Source organism: Cupriavidus sp. 96C5-1, from assembly GCF_057798855.1.
In genome coordinates, this window is sequence record NZ_JBYOJU010000014.1 from 79939 (window position 1) to 92939 (window position 13001).

Sequence of the window (13001 nt, forward strand, 5' to 3'; positions counted from 1 at the left end):
CGGCTGGTGACCCGGCGGCAAACCGGGCGGCGCTCAGGCCGGCCTGGTCGCCAGGGGATGATCGTGCAAGCGGTCGCGCGAGGCCAGGGACGGGAACAGCCGCATCCACACCGCCACCACCAGCAGCGTGCCGATGCCCCCCATCAGCACGGCGCCGACCGGGCCCAGCAGTGCCGCCGTCACCCCCGACTCGAACTCGCCGAGCTGATTGGACGCGCCGATAAAGACGGAATTGACCGCTCCCACGCGCCCCCGCATATCGTCCGGCGTATCCAGCTGGACCAGGGTGGAGCGCACCACCACGCTGATCATGTCGGAGGCGCCCAGCATCACCAGCGCCGCCATCGACAACGGCAGCCAGTGCGAGATGCCGAACACCATCGTGGCCACGCCAAACACCGCCACCGCGCTGAACATGATGCGTCCCACGCGGCGGTTCATCGGGTGGTGCGCCAGCCACAGCGCGGTCGCCAGCGCGCCGATGGCGGGCGAGGAACGCAGCAGGCCGAGGCCCCAGGGCCCGGTGTGCAGGATATCGCGCGCATAGATCGGCAGCAGGGCGGTGGCGCCGCCCAGCAGCACGGCGAACAGATCCAGCGAAATCGCCCCGAGCAACACCGGCCGGCTACGGATATAGGCAATGCCCGCGAACAGCGTGGCGATGCTGACCGGCGTGCTCACGCGCTGCGCCGCCTGGCGCAGCTTGAGCGCGCTGATCAGGCAGGCGGCCACCGCGAACAGCGTGGCGCTGATGCCGTAGACCACGCCGGGGCCGGCCACGTAGGCAAAGCCGCCCAGCGCCGGGCCGATGATGATGGCCGTCTGGGTCGCGGAACTGGACAGGGCCACCGCGCGCGGCAACAGGCGCGGCGTGACCACGCTCGGCAACAAGGCCTGCAGCGTGGGCGTCTCGAAGGCGCGGGTCGCGCCGATCATGGCCACGAAGACAAAGATGTGCTCGCGCGTGATCCAGCCGGACCAGCTCGCCACCGCCATCGACACCGCGATCAGTGCCTCCAGCGTCTGGCAGGTGCGTACGATCAGGCGCCGGTCGAAGCGGTCGGCCACGTGGCCGGACATCAACAGCAGGATCACCGACGGCAGGAACTGCACCAGGCCCACCATGCCGAGCATGAAGGGGTCGCGGGTGAGGTCGTACATCTGCCAGCCTACCGCCACCGTGAAAATCTGGTAGCCGATGGTGGTGCACAGGCGGGCAAACCAGAACAGCCGAAATGAAGGGTCGCGAAAAACGGAATCCGGCTCGGGGGACGGAACAGTGGCAGGGGTCGGCATGGGTGGTGGCGATGACGAAACGGGCGGCGGGACAGGGCTTGCCCCACGCAGCGGGAAAACCCAAAAGCGCCCGAAGCGGCTCGTCCGGTGAATGGCACCACGCGCCGGTCACGGTTCTTACCTTTCTTTGCCCTTGCTCCCGCAAGTTTCGGATTCTATCCGAGCCCCGGCCTGTATGCAGGTGCATGCCATGGCCTTTCATGTATCAAGAATGATGCATTGCCTGGATATTGCGAAACCGTCACCCAATGGCGTCCGCGCTTCCCAGGAATTCCATCTTGCATCCCACCATCAAGCTCACCGGTGCCGCGCTTGGCGCTGCCTTGCCTTGTTTGACCACGGCCGACGCGCAGCCCGGCGCCACGCCGCAAGCCGCCAGCGCTTTCAGCGCCGAAACCACGCTCAACGCCGTCACCGTGGTCGGCAACGGGCTGTGGAACCCCAACGAGACCAAGGTGCTGGAACACCCGGACACTTCGAGCCGCGCTACTGGCAACGGTTGCGCGGCGAAAACATGAGCCATGAAGTGAGCGTGGGCTATCGCTTCCTGCGCCAAGCCAGCGGGGAACAAGCCTCGCGCACCGTCTACATCCAGGCCTCGCTGGCCTATTGAGCCAGCCGCGCCGCGCGCAGGCTGTCTGCCAGCGCGGCCGCGGCCGGCGCGGCGTCGCGCCGCGACAGCAACACCACGCGCGTATCGCAGCCGGCATCGGCCAGCGGCACGAAACGCACGTCCGGCGGCGCCATGCGCTTGAGCGAGGCCGGCACCAGGGCCACGCCAAACCCCGCCTCGACCAGCGCCAGCTGCGATAGCTTGCGCGAGATTGCCGCTGCCGCGCGGGGGTAGAAGCCGCTCTCCTGGCAGCATTGCGCCACCCGCTGGCTCAGGCCACCACGATCCGGATGCGGCAGCGACACGAAGGGTGCCTCCCGCAAGGCGGCCAGCGCCACGGCCCCGGCTTGTGCCAACGGGTGCGCGCTGCTTACCGCCAGTTCGAGGCGTTCACTGTAGAGCGGATCGACGTCGACGCCTGGCAGCCGGCGCAGCAGCGGCTCGCGCGCCAGCCCCAGATCGGCCCGGCCCTCGGCGATCTCCAGCGCCTGCTGCTCGCTGGACGCCTGCGAAACCTCGAAACCTATCCCCGGATGCGCTGACTGGTACTCGCGCAGCACCGCCGTGCACGCCGGCGTCAGCGGCACCGAACTCGAATGCAGCAGGCGCAGCGTGCCTTGTTCACCGCGCTCGACCTGGCGCGCCTGCGCCGAGGCCTCGGTCAGTTCGGCCAGGATGCGGCGCGCGGCTTCATGGAAAGCACGGCCGGCCAGCGTGGTTTCCACGTGGCGCGCCTTACGCACCAGCAGCACCACCTGCAGCATGCCCTCCAGCTCCTTGATCTGCCGGCTCAGCGCCGGCTGGGCAATGAAGAGCCGCTCGGCGGCCAGGCTGAAGCTGCCTGCATCGACGATTTCAACGAAGTAACGCAACTGCTTGAGGGACGGGCTCATTGAGGGACGGGCTCATGTCGGCCTGGACGGTACGCGGATAGCGGGCCGCAAGCCGGCCGCCAAGAAACCAGCGCAATCGCGCCACGCGACGACGCATCGGCGTGGCCTGGCGCGCGCTGCGCGCGAGGCCACGCGCGCAGTGTGCCACGGTGCGGGCGCCGCGCCCAGCGCGCTGCCATGCCGCTTTGCGATGGATCGCGGCCTGCTTTGATATTGGTGTCCGGGCGGGCGCGTCCTTAAGCTGTGGGACACGCAACCCCGACTCCGAACCCTGCCCGATGGACCTGAGCTACCTGCTGCCCGGCCTCTCCCTGCCGGCTTACCTCGCCATGTGCGCGGCGATTGCCGGCGCCTACGTGATCTTCGGCATGGCCGGCTTCGGCACCGCCCTGGTGGCCGGGCCGCTGCTGGCCTACCTGATGCCGGTCAGCCAGATCGTGCCACTGCTGGCCCTGATGGACTGCAGCGCCGCCGCCTTTGCCCTGGCGCGCGACGGCCGCGCCGCCGACCGTGCCGAGCTGGGCCGGCTGCTGCCCTGCATGCTGGCCGGCAGCCTGGCAGGCGCCGCGCTGCTGCTCAAGCTGCAATCGGACCTGCTGCCGCTGCTGTTGGGCATATTCGCGATGGCCTATGCGACGTGGTCGCTCGCGGGCAAGCGGCCGGCCGGCTTCACGCCGCGCGCGGCGCTGCCCTTCGGACTGGGCGGCGGGGTCTGCTCCGCCATGTTCGGCAGCGGCGGCTTCCTGTATGCGATCTACCTGTCGGGCCGGCTCGGCAAGGATGCGATGCGCATGACACAGTCCACCCTGATCGGCCTGAGTACGCTGACACGGCTGGTGCTGTTTGCGCTGGCGGGAGTGTATGCGGGTGCGGCCATCCTGAAGCTGGCTCTGCTGCTGGCGCCGGCCATGGCGCTGGGGCTATGGGCCGGGCGCAGTATCACGCTGCGGCTGTCGCGCGAGCAGTTCCTGCGCATGGTCAACGCGGTGGTGCTGTGCTCCGGCGGCGCGCTGATCCTGCACTACCTGCTGCGGGTGGATTGACGCGCGCCGCCCGCCGGGGCGGCGCGAGCAGGATGCGCGGGATCAGACGATCTCGCGCGTCTCCATGAACTGCAGGTTGGGGAAACGCTCCTGCGTCAGGCGCAGGTTCACCATGCTGGGCGCCAGGTACACGTGATCGCCGGCACCATCGAGCGCGACGTTGTGGCCGGCCTTCTCGATCAGCTTCTCGATCTCGGCGGCATCGCCCTTGAGCCAGCGCGCGGTGGCGCACTCGTGCGACTCGAAAATGGCGTCGACGCCGTACTCATGTTCCAGCCGGTGCGCGACCACGTCGAACTGCAGGATACCCACGGCGCCCAGCACCAGGTCGTTGGAGGCGATCGGGCGGAACATCTGCGTTGCGCCTTCCTCGGCCAGCTGTTGCAGGCCCTTCTGCAGTTGCTTCACCTTGAGCGGGTTGTTCAGGCGCGCGCGACGGAAGAATTCCGGCGCGAACGAGGGGATGCCCGTGAACTTGAGCGCCTCGCCCTCGCTGAACGCATCGCCCAGGCGGATGGTGCCGTGATTGGGCACGCCGATGATATCGCCGGCATACGCCTCTTCCGTCGTATTGCGGTCCTGCGACATGAAGGTGATGGCGTTATTGATGGCGATGGTCTTGCCGGTGGACACATGCAGCACCTTCATGCCGCGCTCGAAGCGGCCCGAGCAGACCCGCACGAACGCGATGCGGTCACGGTGGCGCGGGTCCATATTGGCCTGGATCTTGAACACGAAGCCGGTGAACCTGGGCTCCTGCGGCTCCACCACGCGCGACTCGGCATTGCGGGCCTGCGGCGGCGGCGCCAGCGCGCACAGCGCGTCGAGCAGCGATTGCACGCCAAAGTTGTTGACGGCCGAGCCGAAGTACACCGGCGTCTGCTTGCCGCTCAGGAAGGCGTCCTTGTCGAAGGCATGCGAAGCACCGCGCACCAGCTCGATCTCGATGCGCAGTTCTTCCGCCTGGCTGCCCAGCACGCGGTCGAGCTCCGGGTTGTCCAGGCCGTCGACGATGGCCGAGGTGCCCTTGTCGCCGTGCGGATCGAACAGCTGCACGCGGTCGTCTATCAGGTGGTATACGCCGCGGAACGACTTGCCCATGCCGATCGGCCAGGTCATCGGCGCGCACTGCATCTTCAGCACGTCCTCGATCTCATCGAGCAGTTCGATGGGCGAGCGGCCTTCGCGGTCGAGCTTGTTGATGAAGGTCAGGATGGGCGTGTCGCGCAGGCGGCAGACGTTGAGCAGCTTGATGGTCTGCGCTTCCACCCCGTTGACCGAATCGATCACCATCACCGCGGAGTCCACCGCGGTCAGCGTACGGTAGGTGTCTTCGGAAAAGTCCTCGTGGCCCGGGGTGTCGAGCAGGTTGACGATGTTCTCGCGGTACGGGAACTGCATCACCGACGAGGTCACCGAGATGCCGCGCTGCTTTTCCAGCTCCATCCAGTCCGAGGTGGCATGGCGATCCGCCTTGCGCGCGCGCACTTCGCCCGCGACCTGGATGGCGCCGCCGAACCACAGCAATTTTTCGGTCAGGGTCGTCTTACCCGCGTCAGGGTGCGAAATGATGGCAAAGGTGCGACGACGCGCAATTTCGGATACGAGCGAGCTCACGGCAGTGGATTCGGCAAACAGAGGATGAAATAAGGGCCCGGGGCGCAGCGGACCGGCGCCAGGAGCCGGCGCGACCATCAGCTTGCGGTCGGGGGCCGGGCACTGCGGGCATGCACGAAGGGAATCGGGCCGTATTTTACCGGTTCGCGGGACCAGCGGCGCGGGGATCGGGAGGAGGGCTGCCGTTTTGCCCCTTCAGGCTGCCGAACTGCAGCGCGTACTGGCGGGTCAGTTCGGCCCCGAAGAAGAATATTTGTGCCGAATAATACACCCACAACATCAGCGCCACCACCGAGCCGGCCGCACCGTAGGAGGTGGCCACCGCGCTATTGCCCAGGTAGAGGCCGATCAGCCGCTTGCCCGCCGCGAACAGCAAGGCGGTAATGACCGCGCCCATGATCACGTCGCGCCAGGCAATGCGCGCGTTGGGCAGCATCTTGAAGATGACGGCGAACAACAGGGTCACCACGCCGAAGGAAAAGGCGGTGGACAGCCCATCGGCGACGGGGGCGAACCATGACTCGGTCCATAGCTGTCCCCAGAAGCGATCGATCACCGCCAGCGCAGCGTTGACGATCAGGGATACAAGCAGCATGAAAGCCAGCACCAGCACCAGGCTGAAAGATAGCAGCCGCGCCCGCAGCAATTGCTGCCAGCCCGCACCTGTCGGCGCCGGCGCCGCCCAGATCTCGTCGAGGCTGCCCTTGAGTTCGGCAAAGGCGCTGGTGGCGCCAACGAAGAGGATCCCGGTGGCGATGGCGGCGGCCAGCCCGCCGCCGCCCGCGCGATGCGTGGCGGCAAGGATTTCCTGGATGGCGGCAGCGCCCTGGGACCCGACCAGGCCGTCGATCTGGGCAAATATCTCGCCGCGCGCCGCTTCTGCGCCGAAGAAGAGGCCGGCGATGGAGATCACCAGCACCAGGATCGGCGCCAGCGAAAAGAGCATGTAGAAAGACAATGCCGCGCCTTTGCTGGCCGCGCGGTGCGCAAGCCACGAGCGGACCGAGGCCAGCACCACGCTGACCGTGTGGGCGGCGGTATGCCGGTTGGGCAGCCAACCCCCGCCTGGGCGGTGTTCCTGAGGTTCGCGGTCCACGGACCGGTCGGGGGAATCTGTTGGATTCACGCGTTGATCCACTGTTGGGACTACCAGCCTGGCAGCCCGTTGGTCTGGAAGGGAGGCGGCCTGCCGGGCCGGCAGGTGCGCCGTCCTACGACCTGTCTTTCTTCAGGCCCCAGATCAGCGACACCATGAACAGCACGAGGAAGACGATGAAAAGGAGCTTGCCCACCCCGGCCGCCGCCGCGGAAACGCCGCCGAAGCCAAACAGGGCGGCAATCACGGCGATGACGAAGAAGATTACGGCGTAACGCAACATGATGAGACTCCAGAGATACCATCTCCCGCGTTTGTTGTCCGTTTGTTGTCCGTTCGTTGTTGCCCATTTCCAAGTTCATGATACAGCCCGCTGTGCGCTTTGCCCAAGCACGCCCCGGGAGCATGCCGGGCTCGGCAGGAACAGCGAGCGCCTAAACTGGAAGCGGGAATATTGCCGTTCTGCGGCACGGCGGGCGGGAACCAGCCGGCAGGCAGGCCCCACGCCACGCCGGACGCGCGAGCCCCACGGGCACCCATCGTGCGCAATCCATTCACCGTCGGAAGGGGGCACCATGAACCCGAAGCACAACCGCCGTCTTGGCATGGCCATCTGTTTGGCGCTTGGCCTGCTCGCCACCGCTGGCTGCGAACGCAGCCAGCCGGGGCCCAAGCCGATTTCCAGTGAATTTGGCGGGCAGGCCGGCGGCAGCGCCCCCCTTTCCTCCGTCGCTGGCCCGCAGCGATAGCGGCCGCAGGCCACAGCGCCGAGAGGCTGGCCACCCTGGCGGCTTGACAGCTTCGCAACCGCCCCGACGAGCCGCGTTCCGGAGCCACGGTCACACCTCGGCAAGACTGGAGCGTACCCGTTTCTGCGTGACTACCTGCGCGCCGCCAGGGTTGCGCAGCGGAGCACAAACAGGCGTCGCAGAGCGGTAGGCCTCGCATGCAAGCGGCCTTGGCGCCTGTTTCAACGATGCAACCTGCGCCGGACAGGCCTGCCGGGCGGACAAGGCGCGTCCATGCGCCCGAAACGTAAGGCCCGCGCGGCGATTCGGCCGGGGCCGCGCCCCTGCGGCGGCGGTATCCGCGTGTTTCAGCGTTGCAACGAAAATGTCCCCCCTCTTGTGGGGAACTTCTCCCCACCCTCGAGAGCCACCCGCAAACCCTTACCAGCCCTGGTTTTCGCGGCATTGGCACGCTTGTCGCTCTGTTCCGAGCGGGGAGACACAAAAAGATGACGCGACGAGCCCAATCACTCGGGAGTGAGTTCTGCCATGCGTCAGCCGCCAGCGCGAATGACGGCACGAAGGCGCTCGTATCGACTGGCGCGCCCTGCGCCCTCGGTCTTGCAGCTTTTGTCGCCGCCGTTGCTTCCTTCTCCGCGCTTGCAGATCCAGGCGATTTCGTCGTTCTGCGCGGCGTCGAGCCGAATACTGCCGATCGCGGCATTCCGCAGGGGGACATGCCGATAGCTGCCGCTGTCGGGCTGTTTCCGTCCGCACGTTTCCAGCAATCCGCCGCCGCCGTAGCGCGCGGCCCGTCCGGCGGCAATGCCACGGGCCTGGTACAGCAAAACCAGAAGGCAGGCGCGGCGAATGCCTCGTTCAATGCTTTTGTGCTCCGTCCCCCGGCGGGCACTTTTTTCTAAGAGGGGAGGGAGATAGCCATGAAAACGAAGATGCTCGCGATCGCGGCATTGGTATTGCTTTCCACCAGTGCGTCGGCAGTCGGTTTCAGCTATTTCGATCGCCCGGATGACGCCGATGCCTTTAACCAGACAACCGTCAGCAATGACATCTACGTCCGCGGTTTTGGCTTTGCCTGGGGAGATATCCGCTTCAAGGCGGAACCGGGCGCCGGGCGCAACAGCCAACTCGGCGCGCGCGACCATCCCTCCCCCATCGGCACGTCCGCAAAGCACGCATTCGGCGGCGGCAGCGCGCTGTTCAAGGCCCGGGGCGGTGCCGGCGTGAATGTCGCCGCCGGAGACGACGACGTGCAGGGCGACGGGCCAGCGAGCTTCAGCACGACCCATTGAGCACCGCAACAACGCAGCTCGGATTCAGGGGGAACCGGGTTCTGGGGGAAACAGCGCGTCCGTAGCGGGATGCCGGGCCTGCGCCTGCGCACGCCACGGTGCGCGGTGGATGGCGCCAGGGAACAAGGCGGGCCGAAGCCCGCCTGTATCCTCGGCTTGCCGACTATTCGCCGGCGCCCGGCCGCGCTTCAATGCGGATATTGTGCTTGTGCATCAGCCGGTACAACGTGACCCGGGACACATTGAGCTCGCGCGCGGCCGGCACTACGTGGAAGCCGTGGCTCGCCATCACGGTGCGAATCGCCTCGCGCTCGGCTTCCTCCCGAATCGCGTCGAGGGTCTTGCGCGGCGTGTCGGTGCCGCCGTGCAATTGCAGGTCCTCCGCGGTGATCTTGCGATTGTCGGTCATGACAATGGCGCGCCGTACCCGATTGATCAGTTCGCGCACATTGCCCGGCCACTCGTACTGCATCATGGCCTGCGTCGAGCACGGAGAAAAACCGCGTATGCGCCGATGCGCCTCGTGACCGTGTTCCGCCAGCACCGAGTTGGCCAGCAGCAGGATGTCCTCGCCGCGTTCGCGCAATGGCGGAATCGACAGGGTCAGCACGCATAGCCGGTGGAACAGGTCGGCACGGAAGCGGCCGTCGGACTGCGCCGCCACCAGGTCGACGTGCGTCGCCGAGATGATGCGCAGATCCAGCGGGATCGACTGGTGCCCGCCAAGCCGGGTAATGGTGCCTTGCTGCAGGAAGCGCAGCAGGGCGACCTGGCTCTCCAGTGGCAGGTCGCCGATTTCGTCGAGGAACAGCGTGCCGCCCTGGGCTTGCTCGATCCAGCCGATCTTGCGCTGGTTGGCGCCCGTGAACGCGCCTTTCTCGTAGCCGAACAACTCCGACTGCACCAGGTGCGGCGGGATGGCGCCGCAGTTGATTGCAACGAACGGCCCCTTGCGCCGGCTCGAGGCTTCATGAACGGCCTGCGCCGCCAGTTCCTTGCCGGTGCCGGACTCGCCGGAAATAAAGACAGGCGCTTCGTTGTGGGCCACCTTGGCGAGGGAGCGAAACATGCTCCGCATCGCCGCGCACTCGCCGATCATGGGGCCATGGCCAATCAGTTCGTGGCTGCGCGCACCGTGCAGGCAGGCCATGCCGTGCGCATGCTTGAGCGTGTAAAGCAGCTCGCTGAACGAGAACGGCGTGCGCACGTAGTCCACGCAGTAGTCGCGTATCAGCCTTCGCACGCGCTCGTCTTCCAGCATGCGCGACGACGTGATCGCCACCCACATCACATGCAGGTATTGCAGGCTCTGTTCGAGCTGCGTCAGTTCGGCGTCGCTGTATTCGCTTTCAAGGTCGATGACGCCGGCCATCGGCGCGCTGCCTCGTACCACCCGGCTCAGATCGCGGATCTGCTGGATATGGCGAATTTCCCAGCCAGACCCGAACTGGGCCGGATCGAATCCATAGGGTTCGTGGCGCGACACGACCAGCACTTGCGCGGTGCGTGTCGCCACCTTGCACAGTCGGTCCATAGCGGTCTCCCGGACGTTGAGCATATTGACTATTCCGGCTTCCACCGCGATCCCGCCCTGAAGCAGGCTGCGTTCGCGGTCAAGCCGAGTCGGTCGGGGATCTGCCCCCGCGCGCAACGCCGGCATTACGGTCTGGACAAACTGCGGGACTGCTCGCCAAGAATGGCCTCATGGTCGCCACCGGCCTGAAGCTGGTCGCGAATACGTCGCCGCACCTGGTCTTTTTCGTGCATCAATTCGCTGCGCGGCGCTTCCGGCGACTGGCCGGAGTAACGGTAATAGAGCGCTTTGTAGGTGAGTTGGCTGAGGATCCATTCCTGCAGCAGCGCGCGCTGCCGGAATGACTCGGCTTCCAGGGCACGTTGTCGCTGCAGCAGTTGTTCGATGGCGGCACGCGCGTAGGGCGGCAGCATCTGGTCCTGGCTCAGGAACGTTTCGACAGTGCCGACAGCAGGGTCGTCCCGCTCGTTGATGCGTTGTCGGTGCGGTGCCTCGGCGGCGGCTTCTCCCAAAGCTGCCCAGGCACGGTGTATGGAAAGACTGGCTGACTCGCTGATGGGCCCTATGGCGGGTCGCCGGATTTCTCCTGCAGTCATGATTGATCCCCGTTGAACAACACCCCCGGCACTACACGTTCGCGATTACCACTTATGTTTAGTCTTATTGTTTGCATTGATCAGGCGGGCGTGTATCCGCGCGCTCTTTTCGTGGTGGCGAAGCCATCTGAACGATGGTCTGCTCGGTCAGTCCTTGCCGTTCTGCCCGCGGCGGACTTGTTACTGTCGTTATCCTGGCTTGACTACCCTGCGCCAGCCGGCGCATCTCCGGACTGCCGGAGTCAAGAAGGGGCGCCCTGAAGCGCCCCACAATCTGCCACGACTCTAGTTCAGTGCATTTGCACCTGTTTGTCCAGCCCTCCGTATCGGTATTCAGCCTAATATCATCCTTTAGTATGAGCAGCGTGCGGCATTCCATATGCCTTTCGACGTAAATGATCACTCACATTTAACGCAGAAACAGGTACGCACCGGGCCGGCTGGCGCGGTGAGAAATCAGGCGGGATGCAACGCAGAAACGGGTACGCCCTGCAGGCTTTCCGGGCCGGGAAGGCGTCCCGGGAATAACGCAGAAACGGGTACGCTTTGCAGTGGGACACGGAATTGGCAAAAGACATGCCCGGCGCGTCAGTACTGCGGGCACGAAAGCACGACGATGACGAAAAGCTGACGACGGCCAGGAGGGCCGGTACCTGGAGCAGGTCCCCGAGCGTCACCAGGGTAGCCAGACCGGCCGCAACGATGCCGCCATCCTTGGGCGCGACAATGGCGAGACAGCCCCATCCCCGCGGTAATGGCCACGCGGATCGCATGCGGGATGGCGTTGACGATCCTCTCACGCGCACGGCACTGGGTCACTAGCAGGAACAGGAGGCCCGAGAGGCGCGGGAGGGTGAGGCGAATGCACCGGGCTTGAAGAGGGACTCCGGGGGCAGCATGTAAAAATTGCCTGAATCTATGCTCTGATCAGCACTTTTTTTACACTACTGTCGTGGGATGCCCGGACGTCGGATCGAGCGTACTTTCGTCCAGTTTTGTGCCCATAACGGCACTTTTACCGAATAAGCACCATGCAAAAGGCGTGGTAATGCCCCACCGCAGGCGGTGAATCCAGGCAGACATCCAGAATGACCCTACCTTGACGCTAGCGCTAATCCGCCGTATAAACCCCGCTAGATTCAAGCGACGAGGCAACAGCACATTCGTTAGCCACCGTCATGGTACTTCCGTTGTCCATGGTGTCCTTTCCTTGAGTTGCTTTGCTCGGATACGCGTGAGCTATCCGTTTCTTTTAAATTTTTCCCAGGAAAAGCAATACCATGCAAACCGGTATCGTTAAATGGTTCAACGACGCCAAGGGCTTCGGTTTCATCAAGCCGGACGCAGGCGGTGACGATCTCTTCGCGCACTTCTCTGAAATCCGCGCCGACGGTTTCAAGTCGCTGCAGGAAAACCAACGCGTGTCGTTCGAAGTCAAGAACGGCCCGAAGGGCCTGCAGGCTGCGAACATCACGCCGCTGTAAGCAGTAGACTGGCGCCCCGCTCGGGGCGCACCCAGTCAGGAAAACCCCGCCTCTCGAGGCGGGGTTTTTTTTCGCCCATGCACAACGCGGCAATCGCCAGCGGGGGCCCTTTTCGCCGCCTGCCATAGACGCACTTGCGTTGGTACCCGGCTAGCGCGGCGGCGCCCGAGCCCTGGCCTGCACGCTTAGTCTTGCCGCCTCTCCTGGCTGGGCATCCCCTATCCGAAGCGCGAACGTTGCGCAGGCCGTTGACGCAGAAACGGGTACGCCTGCGCCCAAACCTGGACAGCCCGGTGGCCCGCGGCTGCCTTGGAGTGACCGGGCTTGCCACGCAGAAACGGGTACGCAAGCAGTGATCTGGCAGCCCGGATCTGCCGCACTTGCTCCAATTGAGCCCCGCCGACGCCCGCAGAAACGGGTACGCACAGGCGCCTTCCTTGCCCTATTTTTTCGTCGATGCGCATCTGCAACACGGCAAGGGCAAGAAAAACCACGCAGAAACGGGTACGCCTGACACCGAAATCGACCCGCGCACACGCCAGAACTGGCTACACCTCCGCACCTGCCAGCCAGCGCAAGGGGAGCAGTGACGTATTGCCGCAACGCAGAAATGGGTACGCCCGAGATTTTCTTCCCGGTTCGCCTACGGGCGCTGCGGCGCGCATCTACGCAGAAACGGGTACGCACGGGCGCTAAAAACCGCTGAGCTTCGCTCTGGCAGGCCATTTTTCGCTTTCTGGGACCGCGTCCTCGATGTCTCGTCAGGCCAATTCCTTGCCACACCAAGT

At 65.4% G+C, this 13001-nt stretch carries 14 protein-coding genes; 7 read left to right on the forward strand and 7 right to left on the reverse strand.

The features are described from left to right. Positions 1 to 33 precede the first annotated feature (33 nt). Positions 34 to 1296 carry an MFS transporter gene (locus AC3FOF_RS17385; protein ID WP_488727264.1) on the reverse strand — a complete coding sequence of 421 codons (1263 nt, stop codon included), beginning with the start codon at positions 1294 to 1296 and terminating at the stop codon, positions 34 to 36. 278 nt (positions 1297 to 1574) lie between these two features. Between AC3FOF_RS17385 and AC3FOF_RS17390 the strand changes: the two genes are divergently transcribed. Then, positions 1575 to 1814 (forward strand): hypothetical protein, encoded by a 240-nt coding sequence (locus AC3FOF_RS17390; protein WP_488727265.1) that lies wholly within the window; start codon positions 1575 to 1577, stop codon positions 1812 to 1814. Positions 1815 to 1902: 88 nt separating this feature from the next. On the opposite strand, the gene AC3FOF_RS17395 is transcribed toward AC3FOF_RS17390, so the two are convergent. Then, entirely contained in the window at positions 1903 to 2802 is a 900-nt protein-coding gene (locus tag AC3FOF_RS17395) for a LysR family transcriptional regulator (RefSeq protein ID WP_276264189.1), read from the reverse strand. Positions 2803 to 3080: 278 nt separating this feature from the next. Here AC3FOF_RS17395 and AC3FOF_RS17400 point away from each other — a divergent pair, with 278 nt between their 5' ends. Continuing rightward, on the forward strand, positions 3081 to 3845 hold the full coding sequence (locus AC3FOF_RS17400; RefSeq protein WP_488727266.1) for a TSUP family transporter: 765 nt from the start codon (positions 3081 to 3083) through the stop codon (positions 3843 to 3845). A 42-nt stretch (positions 3846 to 3887) separates the two neighbouring features. Here AC3FOF_RS17400 and AC3FOF_RS17405 read toward each other — a convergent pair whose 3' ends face one another. The 3 genes from AC3FOF_RS17405 to AC3FOF_RS17415 form a co-directional block, all read right to left on the reverse strand. Further along, on the reverse strand, positions 3888 to 5462 hold the full coding sequence (locus tag AC3FOF_RS17405) for a peptide chain release factor 3 (protein ID WP_035813690.1): 1575 nt from the start codon (positions 5460 to 5462) through the stop codon (positions 3888 to 3890). A gap of 136 nt (positions 5463 to 5598) precedes the next feature. Beyond that, positions 5599 to 6588 (reverse strand): YihY/virulence factor BrkB family protein, encoded by a 990-nt coding sequence (locus tag AC3FOF_RS17410; RefSeq protein ID WP_276269195.1) that lies wholly within the window; start codon positions 6586 to 6588, stop codon positions 5599 to 5601. Positions 6589 to 6673: 85 nt separating this feature from the next. Next, positions 6674 to 6841 (reverse strand): DUF1328 domain-containing protein, encoded by a 168-nt coding sequence (locus AC3FOF_RS17415; protein WP_017228346.1) that lies wholly within the window; start codon positions 6839 to 6841, stop codon positions 6674 to 6676. Positions 6842 to 7133: 292 nt separating this feature from the next. On the opposite strand from AC3FOF_RS17415, the gene AC3FOF_RS17420 reads away from it, so the two are divergent. From AC3FOF_RS17420 to AC3FOF_RS17430, 3 genes are all read left to right on the forward strand, one after another. Next, a complete protein-coding gene (locus AC3FOF_RS17420; protein ID WP_488727267.1) occupies positions 7134 to 7307 on the forward strand; it encodes a hypothetical protein in 174 nt (57 codons plus the stop codon). Between the two features lie 488 nt (positions 7308 to 7795). Then, positions 7796 to 8209 carry a hypothetical protein gene (locus tag AC3FOF_RS17425; protein WP_276269197.1) on the forward strand — a complete coding sequence of 138 codons (414 nt, stop codon included), beginning with the start codon at positions 7796 to 7798 and terminating at the stop codon, positions 8207 to 8209. An 18-nt stretch (positions 8210 to 8227) separates the two neighbouring features. Next, on the forward strand, positions 8228 to 8599 hold the full coding sequence (locus tag AC3FOF_RS17430) for a hypothetical protein (RefSeq protein ID WP_017228343.1): 372 nt from the start codon (positions 8228 to 8230) through the stop codon (positions 8597 to 8599). Between the two features lie 163 nt (positions 8600 to 8762). Here AC3FOF_RS17430 and AC3FOF_RS17435 read toward each other — a convergent pair whose 3' ends face one another. Both AC3FOF_RS17435 and AC3FOF_RS17440 read right to left on the reverse strand, forming a co-directional pair. Further along, positions 8763 to 10133 carry a sigma-54-dependent transcriptional regulator gene (locus AC3FOF_RS17435; protein WP_017228342.1) on the reverse strand — a complete coding sequence of 457 codons (1371 nt, stop codon included), beginning with the start codon at positions 10131 to 10133 and terminating at the stop codon, positions 8763 to 8765. Between the two features lie 125 nt (positions 10134 to 10258). Then, a complete protein-coding gene (locus AC3FOF_RS17440; protein ID WP_035813677.1) occupies positions 10259 to 10729 on the reverse strand; it encodes a hypothetical protein in 471 nt (156 codons plus the stop codon). Positions 10730 to 12009: 1280 nt separating this feature from the next. Between AC3FOF_RS17440 and AC3FOF_RS17445 the strand changes: the two genes are divergently transcribed. Both AC3FOF_RS17445 and AC3FOF_RS17450 read left to right on the forward strand, forming a co-directional pair. Then, the gene (locus AC3FOF_RS17445) at positions 12010 to 12213 is read left to right on the forward strand and encodes a cold-shock protein (RefSeq protein ID WP_017228340.1); all 204 of its coding nucleotides are present in this window, start codon (positions 12010 to 12012) and stop codon (positions 12211 to 12213) included. Between the two features lie 437 nt (positions 12214 to 12650). Beyond that, the gene (locus AC3FOF_RS17450) at positions 12651 to 12803 is read left to right on the forward strand and encodes a hypothetical protein (protein WP_488727268.1); all 153 of its coding nucleotides are present in this window, start codon (positions 12651 to 12653) and stop codon (positions 12801 to 12803) included. Positions 12804 to 13001 lie beyond the last annotated feature (198 nt).

What these genes read in the sequence shown, in the direction of transcription:
- AC3FOF_RS17385 (WP_488727264.1), bottom strand. Translation starts at nt 1,296, where the DNA reads ATGCCGACCCCTGCCACTGTTCCGTCCCCCGAGCCGGATTCCGTTTTT.
- AC3FOF_RS17395 (WP_276264189.1), bottom strand. Translation starts at nt 2,802, where the DNA reads ATGAGCCCGTCCCTCAAGCAGTTGCGTTACTTCGTTGAAATCGTCGAT.
- AC3FOF_RS17400 (WP_488727266.1), top strand. Translation starts at nt 3,081, where the DNA reads ATGGACCTGAGCTACCTGCTGCCCGGCCTCTCCCTGCCGGCTTACCTC.
- AC3FOF_RS17415 (WP_017228346.1), bottom strand. Translation starts at nt 6,841, where the DNA reads ATGTTGCGTTACGCCGTAATCTTCTTCGTCATCGCCGTGATTGCCGCC.
- AC3FOF_RS17420 (WP_488727267.1), top strand. Translation starts at nt 7,134, where the DNA reads ATGAACCCGAAGCACAACCGCCGTCTTGGCATGGCCATCTGTTTGGCG.
- AC3FOF_RS17425 (WP_276269197.1), top strand. Translation starts at nt 7,796, where the DNA reads ATGACGCGACGAGCCCAATCACTCGGGAGTGAGTTCTGCCATGCGTCA.
- AC3FOF_RS17430 (WP_017228343.1), top strand. Translation starts at nt 8,228, where the DNA reads ATGAAAACGAAGATGCTCGCGATCGCGGCATTGGTATTGCTTTCCACC.
- AC3FOF_RS17435 (WP_017228342.1), bottom strand. Translation starts at nt 10,133, where the DNA reads ATGGACCGACTGTGCAAGGTGGCGACACGCACCGCGCAAGTGCTGGTC.
- AC3FOF_RS17440 (WP_035813677.1), bottom strand. Translation starts at nt 10,729, where the DNA reads ATGACTGCAGGAGAAATCCGGCGACCCGCCATAGGGCCCATCAGCGAG.
- AC3FOF_RS17445 (WP_017228340.1), top strand. Translation starts at nt 12,010, where the DNA reads ATGCAAACCGGTATCGTTAAATGGTTCAACGACGCCAAGGGCTTCGGT.